Raw genomic sequence first — 18,907 nt, 5'->3', positions numbered from 1 at the left:
ATTACTATAAATTAATTGCTCCTTGCCCATTATGGGCCGTTTAGACCAAAAGGAGGTGAAAGTGTAATGAGAAAGTACGAAATTATGTACATCATTCGTCCTGGCGTTGAAGAAGAAGCTCAAAAAGCTTTAGTTGAACGTTTCGCAGGTGTTTTAACAAACAATGGTGCAGAAATCATTAACACGAAAGAGTGGGGTAAGCGTCGTTTAGCTTACGAAATCAACGACTTACGTGAAGGTTTCTACATGATCTTAAACGTGAAATCTAACGCAGAAGCGATTAACGAATTCGACCGTTTAGCTAAGATCAACGAAGACATCCTTCGTCATATCGTTGTTAAAGAAGAAGAAAAATAATTGATATATAAGGGAGAGTGGTTCGATTGATGAATCGTGTTATCCTCGTTGGTCGTTTAACTAAGGACCCTGACTTACGTTACACGCCCAATGGTGTTGCAGTAGCTACTTTTACGTTAGCTGTAAATCGCGCATTTGCCAATCAACAAGGTGAGCGTGAAGCTGACTTTATTAATTGTGTAATATGGCGTAAACAAGCAGAAAACGTAGCAAATTATTTGAAAAAAGGTAGCTTAGCAGGCGTAGACGGACGTCTTCAAACTCGTAATTACGAGGGACAAGATGGTAAACGTGTATACGTAACAGAAGTTCTTGCGGAAAGCGTGCAATTTTTAGAGCCGCGTAATGGCGGTGGGGAGCAACGCGGTTCATTTAATCAGCAACCATCAGGAGCTGGTTTCGGTAACCAAGGCTCTAACCCATTTGGTCAATCTAGTAATTCAGGTAACCAAGGTAACTCTGGATTTACGAAGAATGACGATCCATTTTCAAATGTAGGTCAACCGATCGACATTTCCGACGACGATTTACCGTTCTAATACAGTAAATTTGTTAGTTTTAACAAAGAATGGAGGGAAATAGACATGGCAGGACGCAAAGGTGGACGTGCGAAACGTCGTAAGGTGTGTTTCTTCACAGCTAACGGCATCACTCGCATCGATTATAAAGATGTTGATTTATTAAAACGTTTCGTTTCTGAGCGTGGTAAAATTTTACCTCGTCGTGTAACAGGAACAAGCGCAAAATACCAACGCAAACTTACAGTTGCAATTAAACGTGCTCGTCAAATGGCACTTTTACCATATGTTGGTGAATAATAGCGTATGAAATGCACAGTAGAGTCGGACTCTACTGTGCATTTTGCTATGCTTTTCTTTTTTTGAAAGAGAGGTTAGATGATGAAAAACACAAAATTTATTACTGAGGGTGCAGCGTTGTTAGCAATATATGCAATGTTGTTGCTTATATCTATGTATGTTCCGATTTTAGGCACAGTTGTAACGTTTGCGTTGCCGTTGCCATTTATATTGCTAACGATAAGATATAAAATATCTAATGCTTTTGTAATTTTTACGGCAGCGCTTTTTATTACTGTTATTGTTAGTCAACCGATGAACTTGGTAAAGACAACTATGTTTGGATTAATAGGTATCGTTTTAGGACATATGTATAAAAAACAAAAGAAGCCAGTAGAAATTTTGATGGCGGGGACGCTTGCTTACTTAATTGGTATTATGCTCATTTATGTTGTGAGTATAAAGTTTTTTAACATAGATTTAATGAAGCAAATGCAAAATATGTTTAATGAAAGTATGGCGCAAAGCGAAAAGATAGTTACTGCTGCAGGTATGCCGATTAGTAAAGAGCAAAAAGAGCTATTTGCACAATTTAATGATGTGTTACAAACGTTATTCCCAAGTTTAATTGTCATGGTCTCAGTATGTTTTTCTTGGATTACAGTTATGATATCAGGTAGTGTTTTGAGAAAGTTAAAACACGATGTCATACCTTGGCCTAAATTTAAGGATATACAATTACCGAAGAGTATTGTTTGGTATTACGTTATATTTATTTTGCTATCAACTTTTATAAAAGTAGAACCGACATCATATTTACATATGGTATTTTCTAATCTATATGTCATATTTGCTTTATTACTAGTGCTACAAGGCCTGACGTTTATCACTTTTTTAGCGCATAGCAAAGGTTTTACGAAAGGGGTTCCTATTATTAGTTTTATCGCCTGCATGTTTATCCCGATGCTGTTTCCTCTTGTGACAATCTTAGGTATAATTGATTTAGGGATTTCATTGCGTTCTAAAATAGGAGGATAAAATAATATTCCTTATACTATTTTAATCTGTATTACTAACTGGAAGGTGAGTTAGTTTTACTTTATAGGAGTTGTATACATGCCTGAATTTTATAAGAAACAGTGGTTTTTATATCCTGTTTACGTATTGGCATTTTTTGTGTTTGTGCTCATTTCAATTCTCTGTTATTTTCATTTACTAATGGGGATAGTCTCCTTCTTTATTTTTTGTATCGTCCTTTTTGTTGTTGTACGATTTGAACTTACTTTCCAAAAGAATTTTGAAAAACATACGACAGATATGATTACAAGGGTAAAGAAAGTGAGTAATGAGGCATTTAACCAGATGCCGATTGGTATTTTGTTATACAATAAGGATTATGGGATTGATTGGGCAAATCCTTATTTATCTTCATGTCTGGGGCAGCATGCATTAGCTGGATGGCACCTTTATGATGTATCAGAAACGTTACTTCTTTTTATTAAGGGAGAAACGTCTGATGATATAGTCTCTTTAAATAATCGAAAGTTTCGTGTCTTTGTAAGGAAAGAAGAAAAGTTAATTTATTTCTTTGATGTAACAGAACAAACAGAGATTGAAAAGATGTACGAGGATCAACGTACTGTTTTAGCTGTCATTTATTTAGATAATTATGATGAAGTTACACAAGGGTTAGATGATCAATTACGTACGAATATAACAAGTCTTGTAACATCAAGACTAAATGAGTGGGCCGTTAAGTATGGGGCATATTTAAAACGTGCATCTTCAGAAAGATTCTTCGTTGTGTTAAATGAAAGTATTTTAGCGCAGATGGAGAAAGGGAAATTTAGCATTTTAGATCAAGTGCGTGAAGAAACATCCAAAAGGAATATACCACTTACATTAAGTGTAGGTGTTGGATCAGGTGATTTACCTTTATCCGAGCTTGGGGCGATGGCTCAATCAGGTTTAGACCTTGCGCTTGGGCGTGGTGGAGATCAAGTAGCTATTAAACAAGCGACAGGTAAAGTTAAGTTTTATGGTGGTAAGACAAATCCGGTGGAAAAACGTACTCGTGTACGTGCCAGAGTGATTTCGCATGCATTAAAGGATTTAGTATTAGAAAGTAGCAATGTCATTATAATGGGGCATAGGGCTCCTGATATGGACGCGATTGGTGCTGCGATTGGTATTTTAAAGGTAGCGCAATTAAATGAGCGCAAAGGATATATTGTGCTCGATGAAAATGATTCTGATAAGGGAATTAAGCGTTTAATGGATAAAGTGAAACAAAATGAAGAGTTATGGTCTCACTTTATTACACCAGAACAAGCAATGGAATTTGCAAATGATGATTCCTTACTTGTTGTTGTTGATACGCATAAACCTTCAATGGTGATGGAAGAAAAGCTATTACGCAAAATTGAAAATGTAGTTGTTATTGACCATCATCGCCGAGGAGAAGATTTTATTGAAGATCCATTGCTTGTTTACATGGAGCCATACGCTTCTTCCACGGCGGAACTTGTTACGGAATTACTTGAATACCAACCGAAAAATTTAAAAATGACAATGTTAGAAGCAACAGCATTATTAGCAGGTATTATTGTTGATACGAAAAGCTTTACATTCCGGACAGGTGCTCGTACGTTTGATGCGGCTTCTTATTTACGCTCACACGGTGCAGATACTGTACTTGTACAAGAGCTTTTAAAAGAAGATATGGATCAGTATTTACGGGTTGCAAAAGCTATTAAAAATGCGTACATTTATACAAATGGAATTGCGATTGCAAAAGTTGATAGCGATGATTACTACGATCAAGTGCTTATTGCGCAATCAGCGGACACATTATTAACAATGACAGGAATTATTGCATCATTTGTTATTGCAAAACGTGGCGAGAATTTCATTGGAATTAGCGGCAGGTCTTTAGGTGAAGTGAATGTGCAGTTAATTATGGAAAACTTAGGTGGTGGCGGGCATTTAACGAATGCAGCCACACAAATGAAAAATGTTACAGTAGATGAAGCTGAGGAGAAGCTTCGATTTGTTATTGATGACTATTTACAGGGAGGCACACAATCATGAAAGTAATTTTTCTAAAAGACGTAAAAGGTAAAGGGAAAAAAGGGGAAGTAAAAAACGTACCAGATGGTTATGCAAATAACTTCTTACTAAAACAAGGATTAGCTGCTGAAGCGACGAATAGCAGTATGAAAACTTTAGAAGCTCAAAAGCGCAAAGAAGAAAAAGATGCAGCAGCAGAGCTTGAAAATGCAAAACAATTAAAAGAAACGTTAGAGAAATTAACTGTAGAATTAAAGGCTAAATCTGGAGAAGGCGGTCGTCTATTCGGTTCAATCACAAGTAAACAAATCGTAGATGCAATGCAAAAATCTCACAATATTAAACTTGATAAGCGTAAATTTGAAATGGATGATGCAATTCGTGCATTAGGCTATACAAACGTTACTGTGAAATTGCATCCGCAAGTAACAGCAACAGTAAAAGTTCATGTTAGTGAACAATAAAACTAAGTTAAGCAAGGAGGATTGCGTATGAGTGATGTAATGGCTGATCGTACCCCTCCACATAATATAGAGGCTGAGCAGGCAGTCTTAGGTGCTATATTGATTGATCAGGATGCATTAACTTCAGCATCGGAACTGTTGGTACCTGACTCATTTTATCGAACAAAACATCAAAAGATTTTTGAAGTCATGCTTGGGTTATCTGATAAGGGAGAACCAATCGACTTAGTAATGATGACGTCAGCAATGGCTGATCAAGGATTACTAGAAGAAGTTGGTGGGGTTTCTTACTTAGCAGAATTAGCAGAAGTTGTTCCGACTGCTGCTAACGTAGAGTATTATGCAAGAATCATCGCTGAAAAAGCACTGTTACGTCGTTTAATTCGAACGGCGACTCATATTGTGTCTGATGGATATGAGAGAGAAGATGATGTGGATGGTCTTTTAAATGAGGCTGAGAAAAAAATATTAGAAGTATCTCATCAGACGAATGCGAAAGCATTCCAAAATATTAAAGACGTTCTTGTAGATGCTTACGATAAAATCGAACTTTTGCATAATCAAAAAGGTGAAGTGACCGGGATACCGACTGGATTTACTGAATTAGATAAGATGACGGCAGGGTTCCAGCGAAATGATTTAATCATCGTGGCGGCACGTCCATCGGTAGGTAAAACGGCATTTTCATTAAATATCGCACAAAACGTAGCGACGAAAACGGATGAAAATGTAGCGATTTTTAGTCTAGAGATGGGTGCTGATCAGCTTGTTATGCGTATGCTTTGTGCAGAAGGGAATATTGATGCACAAAGACTTCGTACCGGATCGTTAACTTCTGATGATTGGGCGAAATTAACGATGGCAATGGGTAGCCTTTCTAATGCTGGTATTTATATTGATGATACGCCGGGGATTAAAGTAAATGAGATTCGAGCAAAATGTCGTAGATTAAAACAAGAACAGGGTCTTGGTATGATCTTGATTGACTACTTACAGCTTATTCAAGGAAGTGGGAAATCAGGAGAGAACCGTCAGCAGGAAGTATCTGAGATTTCTCGTACACTAAAAGGGATTGCGCGTGAATTACAAGTTCCTGTTATTGCCTTGTCACAGTTATCTCGTGGTGTAGAATCTCGTCAAGATAAACGTCCGATGATGTCTGATATTCGTGAATCGGGAAGTATCGAGCAGGATGCCGATATCGTAGCCTTCCTATATCGTGAAGATTACTATGACCGAGAAACGGAAAATAAAAATACGATTGAAATTATTATTGCAAAGCAGCGTAATGGTCCAGTAGGCTCAGTAGAGCTCGCATTCGTTAAAGAGTTCAATAAGTTCGTTAACTTAGAACGTCGCTTCGAAGATGGACATGCGCCGCCGGCATAACGATAGTATAAAAAAGAAACGCATTTCTTATAATAAGATGTGTTTCTTTTTTTTTATAGAAAAGATAAGGCTTTCATAGTGTGAAAATATAATTCTTACGAACGAAAAAGTTTTTTGGTAAAAAAATGTTCGCTTTTTGGTTGACTTCTTTTTCGGTTTTGGTACAATTATATTGTTTGAATAGATCGTTTGAAAATTGCGGAGGTGCTTTAATAATGTCTTCAGTAGTAGTTGTAGGAACACAATGGGGCGACGAAGGAAAAGGTAAAATCACTGATTTTCTTTCTGAGCATGCGGAAGTAGTTGCAAGATATCAAGGTGGAAATAACGCAGGACATACAATTGTTTTTGGCGGGGTTAAATATAAATTACACTTAATTCCATCTGGTATTTTCTATAAAGAGAAAATTTGTGTAATCGGAAACGGCTTAGTAGTAGATCCGAAAGCATTACTTGAAGAGTTAAAATACTTACACGATCGTGGTGTAAGTACTGATAATTTACGCGTAAGTAACCGTGCGCACGTTATTTTGCCTTATCACTTAAAACAAGATGAGTTAGAAGAAGCAAGTAAAGGTGATAACAAAATCGGTACAACGAAAAAAGGTATCGGTCCTGCATATATGGACAAAGCTGCTCGTATTGGTATTCGTATGGCTGATCTTTTAGACCGTGAAGCATTTAAAGAGAAGCTTGAGCGCAATTTAGCACAAAAAAATCGTTTATTTGAAAAAATGTACGATACAGAAGGTTTCAGTGTAGAAGAAATCTTCGAAGAGTACTTCGAGTACGGACAACAAATCGCACAATATGTGTGTGATACGTCTGTTGTATTAAATGATGCATTAGATAATAATCACCGTGTATTATTTGAAGGTGCACAAGGTGTTATGCTTGATATCGACCATGGTACGTATCCGTTCGTTACATCTTCTAACCCAATTGCTGGTGGTGTAACAGTTGGAACTGGAGTTGGTCCTGCAAAAGTTACTCGCGTTGTAGGTGTATGTAAAGCATATACAAGCCGCGTAGGTGATGGTCCGTTCCCTACTGAGCTTCATGACGAAATTGGTCATCAAATTCGTGAAGTTGGTCGTGAGTATGGAACGACAACTGGTCGTCCACGCCGCGTAGGTTGGTTTGATAGCGTTGTTGTAAGACATGCGCGTCGTGTTAGTGGTTTAACAGATTTATCATTAAACTCTATCGACGTTCTAACTGGTATTCCAACTCTTAAAATTTGTGTTGCTTACAAATACAATGGCGAAGTTATCGATGAAGTTCCAGCAAACTTAAACATTTTAGCGAAATGTGAGCCTGTATACGAAGAGCTTCCAGGTTGGACAGAAGATATTACTGGTGTAAGATCATTAGACGAGCTTCCTGAGAATGCAAGAAAATACGTAGAACGTGTTTCTGAGTTAACAGGAATTCAATTATCTATGTTCTCAGTTGGACCAGATCGTAACCAAACGAATATCGTGCGTAACGTATACGAAGCTTAATTGATATTTTTAAGAAAAAACTCATGTCCGCATGAGTTTTTTCTTATTTTTTATAAAAAAATAAAAAAAGGTATTGCAAAAAATAAATAAAACATGTTATGATACATCTTGTCGTCACGAAAATATGACGTTGGTGAGTATGAGCCATTAGCTCAGTTGGTAGAGCATCTGACTTTTAATCAGAGGGTCGAAGGTTCGAGTCCTTCATGGCTCACCATTTTATTTTTCGTGGCCCGTTGGTCAAGTGGTTAAGACACCGCCCTTTCACGGCGGTAACACGGGTTCGAATCCCGTACGGGTCATGTTTTTTTATGTTCATTTTTGGTCCCGTGGTGTAGTGGTTAACATGCCTGCCTGTCACGCAGGAGATCGCCGGTTCGACCCCGGTCGGGACCGCCACTTTTGTTTATACCACCATTAGTGGTTTTATATATAGTTTTGGCTCGGTAGCTCAGTCGGTAGAGCAGAGGACTGAAAATCCTCGTGTCGGCGGTTCGATTCCGTCCCGAGCCACTCTCAGGATATTAAGTGGGCCCACTTAATATCCTTTTTATTTGTGTAATTTTACAAAATTGAGTAGTTATTTTAAAATAGAATGAGGAGCCTCTAGCAGTTGAAGCTAGAGGTTTTTCTATAGATCGTATAGGATTCCGTGTAAAAGTGGATCATACATGAGTCTGTGAGAATAGAGGAGAAAGTACTTAAGCAAAAGATGCGGTCATATAGGGACATACTATGTAGACATCAATGTGTTTAGGGATATTGACCATATTTTTACCCCGCTATTTAATGGGCAGTAAGGCCTCCACCTTAAAATTCAGCGAAAGCAAAGAAGTTAGGTGGAGGGAGGGCTGCCCGTAAAAGCCCAATTGGTGAGGGCTGATTAAAGTTTCACTTTATAAGGAGGAAATAAACGATGATGGGAAAGAAAATTTTAGTAGTTGATGATGAAAAGCCGATTGCAGATATTTTGAAGTTCAACCTAGAAAAAGAAGGTTTTGAAATTGTAATGGCGCATGATGGTGATGAAGCAATTGAAAAAGCAACTGAAGAACAACCAGATATGGTTTTATTAGATATTATGCTACCAGGTAAGGATGGCTTAGAGGTTTGCCGTGAAATACGTAAAAGCTCAGAAATGCCGATTATTATGCTTACAGCGAAGGACTCTGAAATCGATAAAGTATTAGGACTTGAGCTTGGGGCAGATGATTATGTAACGAAGCCATTTAGTACGAGGGAATTACTCGCTCGCGTGAAGGCGAATTTACGTCGCCATCAGCAAGGTGGTGCGGCAGAAAAAGAAGAAAATACGGAAATGGTTATTGGACCAATTGTTATCAATCCAAATGCGTATAGTGTAACGAAACGTGAGGAAAATATTGAGCTTACACACCGTGAATTTGAGCTATTACATTATTTAGCAAAACATTTAGGACAAGTTATGACACGTGAACATCTATTGCAAACAGTTTGGGGTTATGACTATTTTGGAGATGTACGTACAGTGGATGTAACAGTACGTCGTCTACGTGAAAAAATTGAAGATAATCCAAGTCATCCTACATTAATTGTCACTAGACGTGGAGTAGGGTATTACTTGCGTGACCCAGAGCAGGAATAGTATATGAAGAAAGTCGGTTTTTTTCAATCTATTCATTTAAAATTTGTACTCATATATATGCTATTAATATTGATAGCTATGCAAGTTATTGGGGTATATTTCGTAAGAGAGTTAGAAAAGAGTCTTGTACAAGGTTTTAGAGATTCTTTAACGCAACAAACGAACTTATTATCGTATAACTTGAAACAAGAGTTTAAAAAAAGTTATACAAAAGCAGAGACAGAATCAACAGGTGAAACGATTAAAACTTCCATTCGAAAATTTGCCTCTGATCGAAAGAAGGATATTCAAGAGGTAAGTGTATTTGATGCGAATAGAAAGCTGCTCGCTATTTCAGATGAGTCAAAGCAAAACAAGGTAAATAGAACGTCAACTGATATAGCTGTTCAGCGGGTATTGGTACAAAAAAAACCAGAAGTGAAAATTGAGAAGGATGGTCGTACAGGTCACCGTGTACAAGTTATGATTACTCCTATTATGGATGATAACAACAAAGATGCACTTGGTGCTATTTACGTTGTTGCATCCATGGAAGATGTTTATAAGCAGATGAAGGATATTAATCAAATCTTTGCGACCGGAACCGTTATTGCATTACTCGTAACAGCTGTACTTGGAATTTTGTTAGCTCAAACGATTACGAGACCAATCTCTGATATGCGAAGACAAGCAATTGAAATGGCAAAAGGAAACTATTCAAGAAAAGTAAAAGTGCACAGCCATGATGAAATTGGACAATTAGCATTATCTTTCAATAATTTATCAAAAAAATTACAACAAGCTCGTTCTTCAACAGAAAGTGAAAGACGTAAATTGTCATCCGTATTATCACATATGACAGATGGAGTAATTGCTACTGACCGAAAAGGGGACATTATTTTATTAAATGATCCTGCGGAAAAGATGCTAAATGTTTCGCGTGAAACGGCGCTCGATCAATCTGTTTTAGAAGTATTGGGAATACAAGAAGAATTTACGCTCGATCATTTATACGAAGAGCCGGATTCTGTTTTATTAGATTTTAGTACAAGAAATGAGCCATATATTTTACGCGCTAGTTTCTCTGTTATTCAAAAAGAGACAGGGAAAGCAAATGGTTTAATTGCCGTATTATATGATGTGACTGAGCAGGAGCGTATAGAAAGAGAACGCCGCGAGTTTGTAGCAAACGTCTCTCATGAATTAAGAACGCCATTAACGACAATGCGCAGTTACTTAGAGGCACTTACAGACGGTGCGTGGCAAGATCCGAATATTGCACCACAATTTTTAACAGTTACACAAGAAGAAACCGAAAGAATGATTAGACTTGTAAATGCGTTATTGCAACTATCTAAACTCGATAGTACAGAACATCGTTTAATGAAAGAGTGGGTCGACTTTACTGACTTCTTTAATAACATTATTGATCGTTTTGAAATGTCTAAAGAGCAAAACGTAAGCTTCAAACGATCTTTCTCTAAAAAATCTCGATTTATTGATATGGATACGGATAAAATTACGCAAGTATTGTATAACATTATTTCGAATGCATTAAAGTATTCGCCAGAAGGTGGAACAGTAACATATCGTTTACGTGATCGCGGAGAATTATTAGAGATTAGTGTAAGTGACCAAGGAATGGGTATTCCGAAAGAAAACGTTGATAAAATCTTTGAACGTTTTTATCGCGTAGATAAAGCACGTTCAAGACAAATGGGCGGTACAGGACTTGGATTAGCGATTGCGAAAGAAATGATTGAGGCACATGGTGGCTCGATTTGGGCAAAGAGTGAGGAAGGAAAAGGGACAACGATTTATTTCACATTGCCTATGGCAGCAGATGAAGAGGACGAATGGGAATGAGTATGGAGAATGTTAAAACGATAGTTTTAATTAATTTAGTTGTAATTAGTCTATTTCTTACTTTTAACTTATGGACGTATGTGCCAGATTCCACATCTATGCAAAACGCAAAATTTGTACAGGGGAATGAGGGAAATACTCAAACTAAAATCGCTGATGTTGTCCGCCCTACTTCTATCATTGTGCATAAAGATAAAAATCATTACGGGAGCAAAAGAGAGGGAGATATAGAATCAATCTATAGAACTTTGGAAGCAGGGGAATTACATGAGTTCAAAGAGATATCGATTGCTAAGGCTGACTTCCTTTCTTATGTTCATGGTGAAGGGAAAATTGAACTTATTTTCCCTACCAACATCCCATTTGATGCAGTTAAATCTATGTTTAGTATGAAAGAAAAAAGTATAGCTAAGCCTAAACACTTTAATCGAATTATTCTTGATCCTTCTAGAAGTAGGGATCAAGAAATTAAAATTAATTTTGTTTCTGATGGTGATAATTCTAGAATATATGAAGCAAAATTAAGTGGTGTGTATTTAAAAGATATTGTAAATGCACAAAATCAATTTATAGTATCAGCGAAACCTTATTTTGACTATCAAATTAATGATATGAAAAAGTTATTTTTACCAGATGGAACGACAGAATTAAGTAATATAACATATATTTCATCTAATTTAGCGGTTGATACATTTAAGAATGCTCTTTTTAGTGACCCACGTTATTTAAGCCCTATTATCGAGAGATCGAAAGAAATATTTACAGATGGTATTAGGTCTATGGAGATTGAAAACGATCAGCATATGCTAAAGTATAAAAATTCTTCTGTTTTAAGTGAGAAAAAGCCAGATAATTTAATGCTTTTACAAAAAAGTTTTGATTTTGTAAATGGTCACAGTGGGAGTTTGGATTCATATCGTTTGGACTATATGAATAAAGGACAGACAGTATTCCGCTTACAGGAAGATGGATATCCCGTATTCAATACAGATGGATTAGCTGAATTGAGACAAGTATGGGGATCAGAAGAAGTAATGGAATATGAAAGACCGTTGCTTTCTTTAAATACGAAAGGTATAGAACAGAAGGTTACTCTTCCGTCAGGTCATGTTGTAATAGCATCCTTAGAAAATAATGCCGCGGTAGATAAAAGATCTATTAAAGATATTGGGATTGGATACAAATTATCACTAGATGGGCAAGTAGCGCGACTACAGCCAATTTGGTATGTAAAGTTTGTTGAAGATGAAGCTGGCAAACAAAAAATATATGAGTGGAATGAGGGAGGACTAAATGGATTGGGATCGGATTAAAACCATATTTATTGTGACCTTTTTTGTTTTGGACCTCTTTCTCATTTTTCAATTCATTCAAAAGCAAGATAGTAATCAATTGGAGCTTATTGCAGAAACAAAGATAGATCAAGAATTAAAAGCAAACAAAATTACTATGGGTAATTTTCCTAAAGAACCGAAAAAAGAGTCATTTATTAGGGCTGAAAACAAGACATTTAAAGAAGAAGACGTACAGTCTTTAAAAAATCAAACGGCGCATATACAAAATATGTACAAGATAGAAAGTAAGCTAAAAGAGCCCTTTTTAAATACAAAATCTTTATCCAAAGATAAGTATAATGATTTTTTGAAGAACTATGTATTAGATGGACAAAAGTATGAGTTTGGGGCGATGAAAGACTCTAAAATTTACTTCTTCCAAAAATATAAAGATAAGCCTATTTTCTATAACGATCAGGCAATGATTGTTGTGGAATTAAATGAAAAAAATGAACTTGTGTCGTACACGCAGACGATGCTAACAGGTTTAAAAGAAATGGGCGAAAGTGAAAAAACGAAACAGCAAGAAATTATTACTGCCCAAACCGCTTTAGAAAATCTGTATTTAAAAAATAAAATTCATGGGAATACACATGTAAAAGAAGCGCAAATTGGTTATGCCAACCTTACCGCATCTACTTCTAATAACCAAGTACTTGCTCCAACGTGGAACTTAAAGACGGAGCAGAAGCAGGACTTCTTTGTAAATGCAATTGAAGGACAAGTTATGGAATTAGGGGAAAAGGAAAATCAAGTGGTTGATGAACATACTGGAGTGAGAAAGAATGGGATTGCATTTTAGCGTACTTGCAAGTGGAAGTACAGGGAATATGCTATATGTAGGAACAGATGAAAAGAAGTTACTTGTCGATGCAGGTTTAAGTGGTAAAGCAACTGAGGCTTTATTTAAACAGGCAGAATTAAATATAAACGATGTATCGGGTATTCTTGTAACACATGAACATAGTGATCATATTAAAGGATTAGGTGTATTGGCACGTAAATATGATTTACCTGTTTATGCAAATGAGAAAACATGGAATGCAATGGAACACTTAATAGGAAATATCCCAACTGAGCAAAAGTTTATTTTCTCAGTTGGGGATGTAAAAACATTCGGTGATATTGAGGTCGAGTCATTTGGAGTTTCACATGACGCGGCAGAGCCGATGTTCTATGCTTTTCATAACAATAATAGAAAGTTAGCTCTTATTACAGATACAGGATACGTGAGTGACCGTATGAAAGGTGTTATTAAGGGGGCTAATGCTTTCGTGTTTGAAAGCAATCATGACGTGGAAATGCTTCGTATGGGACGCTATCCATGGAGTATTAAGCGACGTATTTTAAGTGACGTAGGGCACGTTTGTAATGAAGATGCTGCATTGGCTATGGCGGATGTAATTACAGATGAGACAAAGCATATTTATTTAGCCCATTTAAGTTTAGATAATAACATGAAAGAACTGGCGCGAATGTCAGTATCGCAAGTATTAGAGGAAAAGGGATTTGGAGTGGGAGAAGCTTTTGAAATCCACGATACAGATCCAAAAATGCCTACAAAAATTCAATACGTATAATTCTCCATTTTAGTAAACAATAAAGGTGAATATAGTTGTTTTCAGGAAGATGGGTGAACAAATATGTCCTTTATTGATGGAGAAAATTATCGTATGAAACGTGCAAGGAAAAAGAAGCATAAAGGTATTGTTATTTCTAGCATAGCAGGAACAATTGTAGGAGCTTCGTTATTTGCATTTGGAGCTCCTTTATTTTCAAATGATACGGACGCGTTTCCGCAGGCTGAAGCAAGTGGAAGTAATATGGCGGAAGCTCAAGGCATTAAACAGATTAGTTTTGTGGATGCTGTTGATCGTGCGTCTGAAGCTGTTGTTGGAGTTATTAATATTCAACGAGATAATTTTTCAGAGGCAGATTCAGAAGCAGGTACGGGATCAGGTGTAATTTATAAGAAGACAGATGGTCAAGCTTATATTGTAACGAATAATCATGTTGTTGCTGGAGCAAATCGTATTGAAGTAAGTTTAAGTGACGGTAAGAAGGTTCCAGGAAAGGTATTAGGAACCGATGTAGTCACAGATTTGGCTGTACTAGAGATAGATGCAAAGCATGTGAAAAAAGTAATTGAGATTGGCGATTCTAATACTGTTCGTAGAGGAGAACCAGTCATTGCGATTGGAAACCCACTCGGGCTCCAATTTTCTGGAACTGTCACACAAGGTATTATTTCAGCTAATGAGCGTATTGTCCCTGTAGATTTAGATCAAGATGGACATTATGATTGGCAAGTAGAAGTGTTGCAAACAGACGCAGCAATTAATCCGGGTAATAGTGGTGGTGCGCTTGTAAATGCAGCGGGTCAATTAATTGGTATTAACTCAATGAAAATTGCGGCAAAAGAAGTAGAAGGAATTGGGCTAGCTATTCCTGTTACTAGAGCTGTTCCAATTATGAATGAATTAGAGAAGTACGGAAAAGTAAGAAGACCGTATGTTGGAATTGAACTGAGATCATTAAATGAAATTCCAAACTACTATTGGTCAAAAACATTGCATTTACCAGGCAATGTAACAGAGGGAGTTTGCATTTTAGATGTGAAAAGTCCTTCGCCAGGTACAGATGCTGGTTTGCGAGAACACGATGTGATTGTAGCAGTAGATGGGAAACCAGTTCGCGATATTATCGGATTCCGTACGGCCTTATATGATAAAAAAATTAATGATAAAATGACTCTTACGTTTTATCGTGGTACAAAACGAGCAACAACAACGGTTAAACTAGGCATTCAAAAGTATTAAAAACAGGAGGGCCTACCTCCTGTTTTCTATTGTAGAAAAGTGAGGTGAAGAATATGAACTTACCTTGTTGTTTAGAACATGTTGAATTAGCTTTAGATATTATTGTGGATGAGTGTGAAGTTCCGCCGGTTATTAACAATGTGGATAACTCAGAAAAAGAGAAAAAAACATGTGAATTTTGTCAAAATGAGGCGACATATGTTGTATCGAACACAGATTCTCACACAATATGTGGGTAACAATTGTGGATATGTGGATAAGTTATGTGGATAACATGTTTGTAAGGTGGGGAATACGTGTGAATATCTCGATTATTTCAATTGGGAAATTAAAAGAAAAATATTTAAAACAAGGTATAGCAGAATACTTAAAACGATTATCTGCATACGCAAAAGTAGAAGTAATTGAATTGCCAGATGAAAAGGCACCAGAAAATTTAAGTGAAGCAGAAATGTTAATTGTAAAAGAAAAAGAAGGAATACGTATACTGGATAAAATTTCTGATGATACGCATGTCATTGCGTTAGCGATAGAAGGAAAACAAAAATCATCAGAAGAATTTGCAGTAAGCTTAGATCGTCTTGCTACATATGGGAAGAGTAAAGTTGCATTCGTAATTGGTGGATCACTTGGATTAAGTTCAGAAGTAATGAAGCGTTCAAACGAATCACTTTCTTTTTCAAAGATGACATTACCGCACCAATTAATGCGATTAGTATTGCTTGAGCAAGTGTATAGGGCATTTCGTATTAATCGTGGTGAACCGTATCATAAATAGTAATAGTACATTCAAACGGCTACATATGTGGCCGTTTTCTATATTTCCTAAAATAAGTATGTTTCTATTTCTAAAAAAGTATGCTGTAATATGAAGAGGAAAAAGTATAAGTAGTCATAGAAGTGAGGAGTTAAAGGTGAAGAAGTTTAAGAAATTTTACTTGGAGATTACGAGTGTATGTAATCTTGCGTGCAGCTTTTGTCCGCCGACGGAAAGACAGAAGCAATTCATTTCTGTGGAGGATTTTGCAAAAAGGTTAGACCAAATTAAACCACACACAGACTACATTTATTTGCACGTGAAGGGTGAGCCGTTGCTGCATCCAAAAATAGATCAATTGTTAGATTTAAGCCATGAAAAAGGGTTTAAAGTTAATATTACAACGAACGGAACGTTAATTAATAAGAGAAGGCATAGATTGTTAAATAAGCCTGCTTTAAGACAAATGAATTTTTCACTGCATAGTTTTGATGGGCACCCAGGTTCACAAGACAAAGAGGGGTATGTAAGAAGTATACTTTCCTTCATTAGAGAGGCGACAAGTCAATCAGATTTAATTGTTTCACTAAGATTATGGAATTTAACGCAGGATAATAAAACGAATGCTGAAATTCAGAAGAATAGAGAGTTATTATCCATCATTGAAAATGAGTTTGATCTATCTTATCAAATTGAAGAGAAGCTTACACCAGGAAAAGGTATAAAAATTGCGGAACGTGTCTTTATTAATCAAGACTATGAATTCCAGTGGCCAGCATTGCATGAAGAAGAGGATGATGGAAAAGGATTCTGTCACGGGCTTCGAAATCAAGCTGGTATTTTAGCGAACGGAACGGTTATTCCTTGTTGTTTAGATGGTGAGGGAATCATTAATCTTGGGAATATTAATAATGACTCATTTTCTAACATTATAGAAGGTGAAAGAGCGACAAACATTGTTGATGGATTTTCTAGAAGAGTTGCAGTTGAAGAGTTATGTAGAAAATGTGGATACCGTAAAAGATTTGGAAAGTAAATATGAAATAAGCCCTCATAAAGCGAGGGCTTATTTTTTATTCTTGATAAGAGCGCTCTAATTCATCAATTAGGGAACCAACGTAAGAAACAGCTCTGCGGATTGCATCTGGTTTTGACATATCAACTCCGGCATGTTTCATTAATTCAAGTGGTTTCATCGTACCACCAGCGCGAAGTACATCTAACCAGCGATCAACGGCAGGTTGTCCTTCTTCTTTAATCATTTGAGCTACTGCAGTAGATGCAGTGAGGCCTGCGGAATACGTGTAAGAATATAAGCCCATATAATAATGAGGTTGACGCATCCAAGTTAAGCCAGCACCTTCATCAATTTTTACGGAATCTCCCCAGAATGTTGAAAGGACATTTGTTTTTATTTCAGTTAAAGTTGTAGCTGTAAGTGCTCCACCTTCTTCTGCTAGGCTGTATACTCTTCTTTGATATTCTCCCTCAAGTAAGTGAGTAACAAAGTTGTGATAATATGTGCCAAGTAGTTGCAGGATTACCCATCTGCGCATTCTCTTATCGTCATTCGTCGCTAATAAATGCTGGGCTAATAGTAATTCATTCATTGTAGATGGTGCTTCAACGAAGTACATAGATGGACGTACATTCATAATACGTTGGTTTTTATTTGCTAAATAAAAATGACCAGCGTGCCCAAATTCATGAGCTAATGTGAAGCAGCCACGCATCGTATTTTGCCATGTAATTAAAATGTATGGATGAGAACCGTATGGACTTGAACAAAATGCTCCAGTTGATTTGCCTACGTTATCTGCAAGGTCGACCCATCTTTCTTTGAATCCTTTTTCGATAATGGCACTATATTCATCGCCAAGTACTTGTAAAGATTCTTGAATGAGTTTTCCTGCTTCTTCGTAAGTAATTGCTGGATTAAATTCGGGATCTAAAGGTGCATGTAAGTCGCAGAACAGCATTTGATCGAGTCCTAATACTTTCTTTTTTAAATCTGCAAAACGGCGCATATGAGGCGCCAATTCTTTATAAATAATATCGAGTTGATTGTTATACATTTCAAGTGGAACTTTTTGAGGTTCTAAAAGCATATGAGTAACAGATTCAAATTTGCGTAAACGAGAGAGTGTTACTTGTTTTTTGACCTCGGTAGCATATGTTGTTGCCACGGTATTTTTATATCGCTTCAAAGTGGACACAAATGATGAGTATGCCTTTCTGCGTATGTCTACGCTTGGAGAAAACTCATATTTACTTTCAAATAATGCAAATGAGACAGGAAGTTCATTTCCTTGTTCGTCTTGTATGGAGTTAAAATCCATATCAGCTAATTTAGTCATACCGTAAATTTTGTATGGAGAACTATGTACTTCGCCAAGTGCAGCAAGTGCTTCTTCAGTTTCAGGAGAGAGCGTGTGCTGCCTTTTTTGTAATATGTCTAGTAATGATTTACGGAAAGGTTCAAGTTTTGTTTCTTCAGTTAAATATTTTTCAATTGTTCCTGCTTCTAATGAGAGAATTTCATTATGAATAAAGGATAGCGCCGTATGTACTTTCGTCCATAAAGCGGAAATTTTGGAAGCGTTCGCTTGAACAACTGGATTTGTACGGTCGGTAGATTCTTTTAAATTTGCGTAGGAGTATAATTTTGTTAACTTCATTAAAAGCTCTTCTTCTAAAAGTAGGCAATGTAATAAGGTCGTGGGACTAGTGTGTAATTGACCTTTAAACATATCAAGTTTTTTTATATCATCTGTTAATACATGTAATGCAGTTTCCCACTCTTTATCAGATTCGTATAAATCAGAGAGGTCCCATGTTAATTCAGTAGGAACTTCTGCACGAATATGGCGTTTTTCAATGGTTTTTTTCATTTGTTATATCCCCTTTATTATAAGTATTTAAAAACATAATACTAGAAAATTCAGTA

Annotated in this window: 18 protein-coding genes and 4 tRNA genes; 21 read left to right on the top strand and 1 reads right to left on the bottom strand. The window is 36.6% G+C overall.

All coding sequences use genetic code 11. The features are described 5' to 3' along the window. Positions 1-66: 66 nt before the first annotated feature. From rpsF to ACTFRS_RS25260, 21 genes are all read left to right on the top strand, one after another. On the top strand, positions 67-357 hold the full coding sequence (gene rpsF / locus ACTFRS_RS25360; RefSeq protein WP_001233778.1) for a 30S ribosomal protein S6: 291 nt from the start codon (positions 67-69) through the stop codon (positions 355-357). A gap of 26 nt (positions 358-383) precedes the next feature. Next, positions 384-896: a single-stranded DNA-binding protein gene (ssb, locus tag ACTFRS_RS25355; RefSeq protein WP_000981966.1), complete on the top strand. Its 513-nt coding sequence runs from the start codon at positions 384-386 to the stop codon at positions 894-896. A 45-nt stretch (positions 897-941) separates the two neighbouring features. Further along, positions 942-1,175, top strand: a complete 234-nt coding sequence (gene rpsR / locus ACTFRS_RS25350; protein WP_000918873.1) for a 30S ribosomal protein S18 — start codon at positions 942-944, stop codon at positions 1,173-1,175. Positions 1,176-1,256: 81 nt separating this feature from the next. Next, positions 1,257-2,192: a YybS family protein gene (locus tag ACTFRS_RS25345; protein WP_139868622.1), complete on the top strand. Its 936-nt coding sequence runs from the start codon at positions 1,257-1,259 to the stop codon at positions 2,190-2,192. A 78-nt stretch (positions 2,193-2,270) separates the two neighbouring features. After that, the gene (locus ACTFRS_RS25340; protein WP_087955261.1) at positions 2,271-4,244 is read left to right on the top strand and encodes a DHH family phosphoesterase; all 1,974 of its coding nucleotides are present in this window, start codon (positions 2,271-2,273) and stop codon (positions 4,242-4,244) included. Further along, positions 4,241-4,687 carry a 50S ribosomal protein L9 gene (rplI, locus tag ACTFRS_RS25335; RefSeq protein ID WP_000864231.1) on the top strand — a complete coding sequence of 149 codons (447 nt, stop codon included), beginning with the start codon at positions 4,241-4,243 and terminating at the stop codon, positions 4,685-4,687. Before ACTFRS_RS25340 ends, rplI begins: the two co-directional genes overlap by 4 nt. A gap of 27 nt (positions 4,688-4,714) precedes the next feature. Further along, positions 4,715-6,076, top strand: coding sequence for a replicative DNA helicase (gene dnaB, locus ACTFRS_RS25330; protein ID WP_001286244.1), 1,362 nt, complete (start codon positions 4,715-4,717; stop codon positions 6,074-6,076). Positions 6,077-6,291: 215 nt separating this feature from the next. Continuing rightward, complete coding sequence (locus ACTFRS_RS25325) at positions 6,292-7,581, top strand: adenylosuccinate synthase (protein ID WP_000100224.1); 1,290 nt, start codon at positions 6,292-6,294, stop codon at positions 7,579-7,581. Positions 7,582-7,722: 141 nt separating this feature from the next. Further along, positions 7,723-7,798: transfer RNA gene (locus ACTFRS_RS25320), tRNA-Lys, on the top strand. A 13-nt stretch (positions 7,799-7,811) separates the two neighbouring features. Next, positions 7,812-7,883, top strand: a tRNA-Glu gene (locus ACTFRS_RS25315). A gap of 21 nt (positions 7,884-7,904) precedes the next feature. Beyond that, positions 7,905-7,980 (top strand) — tRNA-Asp (locus tag ACTFRS_RS25310). Between the two features lie 41 nt (positions 7,981-8,021). Beyond that, positions 8,022-8,094: transfer RNA gene (locus tag ACTFRS_RS25305), tRNA-Phe, on the top strand. 403 nt (positions 8,095-8,497) lie between these two features. Then, positions 8,498-9,205: a cell wall metabolism DNA-binding response regulator WalR gene (gene walR, locus ACTFRS_RS25300; RefSeq protein WP_000971872.1), complete on the top strand. Its 708-nt coding sequence runs from the start codon at positions 8,498-8,500 to the stop codon at positions 9,203-9,205. A gap of 3 nt (positions 9,206-9,208) precedes the next feature. Continuing rightward, positions 9,209-11,050, top strand: coding sequence for a cell wall metabolism sensor histidine kinase WalK (gene walK, locus ACTFRS_RS25295; protein WP_000755380.1), 1,842 nt, complete (start codon positions 9,209-9,211; stop codon positions 11,048-11,050). Continuing rightward, positions 11,047-12,363 (top strand): YycH family regulatory protein, encoded by a 1,317-nt coding sequence (locus ACTFRS_RS25290; protein ID WP_029141246.1) that lies wholly within the window; start codon positions 11,047-11,049, stop codon positions 12,361-12,363. Before walK ends, ACTFRS_RS25290 begins: the two co-directional genes overlap by 4 nt. Next, positions 12,344-13,186 (top strand): two-component system regulatory protein YycI, encoded by an 843-nt coding sequence (locus ACTFRS_RS25285; RefSeq protein ID WP_000383736.1) that lies wholly within the window; start codon positions 12,344-12,346, stop codon positions 13,184-13,186. The genes ACTFRS_RS25290 and ACTFRS_RS25285 overlap by 20 nt, the downstream gene beginning before the upstream one ends. Further along, positions 13,170-13,964, top strand: coding sequence for an MBL fold metallo-hydrolase (locus ACTFRS_RS25280; RefSeq protein WP_000522836.1), 795 nt, complete (start codon positions 13,170-13,172; stop codon positions 13,962-13,964). Before ACTFRS_RS25285 ends, ACTFRS_RS25280 begins: the two co-directional genes overlap by 17 nt. 63 nt (positions 13,965-14,027) lie before the next feature. Next, positions 14,028-15,203, top strand: a complete 1,176-nt coding sequence (locus ACTFRS_RS25275) for a S1C family serine protease (protein WP_000008058.1) — start codon at positions 14,028-14,030, stop codon at positions 15,201-15,203. A 53-nt stretch (positions 15,204-15,256) separates the two neighbouring features. Further along, on the top strand, positions 15,257-15,442 hold the full coding sequence (locus tag ACTFRS_RS25270; protein WP_001052835.1) for a CxxH/CxxC protein: 186 nt from the start codon (positions 15,257-15,259) through the stop codon (positions 15,440-15,442). A gap of 59 nt (positions 15,443-15,501) precedes the next feature. Further along, positions 15,502-15,981 carry a 23S rRNA (pseudouridine(1915)-N(3))-methyltransferase RlmH gene (rlmH, locus tag ACTFRS_RS25265; RefSeq protein ID WP_001027003.1) on the top strand — a complete coding sequence of 160 codons (480 nt, stop codon included), beginning with the start codon at positions 15,502-15,504 and terminating at the stop codon, positions 15,979-15,981. A 136-nt stretch (positions 15,982-16,117) separates the two neighbouring features. Further along, complete coding sequence (locus ACTFRS_RS25260) at positions 16,118-16,996, top strand: radical SAM/SPASM domain-containing protein (protein ID WP_000713634.1); 879 nt, start codon at positions 16,118-16,120, stop codon at positions 16,994-16,996. A 37-nt stretch (positions 16,997-17,033) separates the two neighbouring features. Here the strand turns inward: ACTFRS_RS25260 and pepF are convergent, their stop codons facing one another. Beyond that, the gene (gene pepF, locus ACTFRS_RS25255; protein WP_440025296.1) at positions 17,034-18,851 is read right to left on the bottom strand and encodes an oligoendopeptidase F; all 1,818 of its coding nucleotides are present in this window, start codon (positions 18,849-18,851) and stop codon (positions 17,034-17,036) included. Between the last annotated feature and the right edge of the window lie 56 nt (positions 18,852-18,907).

Source organism: Bacillus cereus group sp. MYBK139-1 (genome assembly GCF_051916915.1).
GTDB classification, from domain to species: Bacteria; Bacillota; Bacilli; order Bacillales; family Bacillaceae_G; genus Bacillus_A; species Bacillus_A pacificus.
This window is presented reverse-complemented; position numbering and strand designations above follow the sequence as displayed.

What these genes read in the sequence shown, in the direction of transcription:
- rpsR (WP_000918873.1), top strand. Translation starts at nt 942, where the DNA reads ATGGCAGGACGCAAAGGTGGACGTGCGAAACGTCGTAAGGTGTGTTTC.
- walK (WP_000755380.1), top strand. Translation starts at nt 9,209, where the DNA reads ATGAAGAAAGTCGGTTTTTTTCAATCTATTCATTTAAAATTTGTACTC.
- ACTFRS_RS25275 (WP_000008058.1), top strand. Translation starts at nt 14,028, where the DNA reads ATGTCCTTTATTGATGGAGAAAATTATCGTATGAAACGTGCAAGGAAA.
- ACTFRS_RS25285 (WP_000383736.1), top strand. Translation starts at nt 12,344, where the DNA reads ATGGATTGGGATCGGATTAAAACCATATTTATTGTGACCTTTTTTGTT.
- pepF (WP_440025296.1), bottom strand. Translation starts at nt 18,851, where the DNA reads ATGAAAAAAACCATTGAAAAACGCCATATTCGTGCAGAAGTTCCTACT.
- rplI (WP_000864231.1), top strand. Translation starts at nt 4,241, where the DNA reads ATGAAAGTAATTTTTCTAAAAGACGTAAAAGGTAAAGGGAAAAAAGGG.
- rpsF (WP_001233778.1), top strand. Translation starts at nt 67, where the DNA reads ATGAGAAAGTACGAAATTATGTACATCATTCGTCCTGGCGTTGAAGAA.
- ACTFRS_RS25290 (WP_029141246.1), top strand. Translation starts at nt 11,047, where the DNA reads ATGAGTATGGAGAATGTTAAAACGATAGTTTTAATTAATTTAGTTGTA.
- ACTFRS_RS25345 (WP_139868622.1), top strand. Translation starts at nt 1,257, where the DNA reads ATGAAAAACACAAAATTTATTACTGAGGGTGCAGCGTTGTTAGCAATA.
- ACTFRS_RS25340 (WP_087955261.1), top strand. Translation starts at nt 2,271, where the DNA reads ATGCCTGAATTTTATAAGAAACAGTGGTTTTTATATCCTGTTTACGTA.
- ACTFRS_RS25325 (WP_000100224.1), top strand. Translation starts at nt 6,292, where the DNA reads ATGTCTTCAGTAGTAGTTGTAGGAACACAATGGGGCGACGAAGGAAAA.
- ACTFRS_RS25280 (WP_000522836.1), top strand. Translation starts at nt 13,170, where the DNA reads ATGGGATTGCATTTTAGCGTACTTGCAAGTGGAAGTACAGGGAATATG.
- ACTFRS_RS25270 (WP_001052835.1), top strand. Translation starts at nt 15,257, where the DNA reads ATGAACTTACCTTGTTGTTTAGAACATGTTGAATTAGCTTTAGATATT.
- walR (WP_000971872.1), top strand. Translation starts at nt 8,498, where the DNA reads ATGATGGGAAAGAAAATTTTAGTAGTTGATGATGAAAAGCCGATTGCA.
- dnaB (WP_001286244.1), top strand. Translation starts at nt 4,715, where the DNA reads ATGAGTGATGTAATGGCTGATCGTACCCCTCCACATAATATAGAGGCT.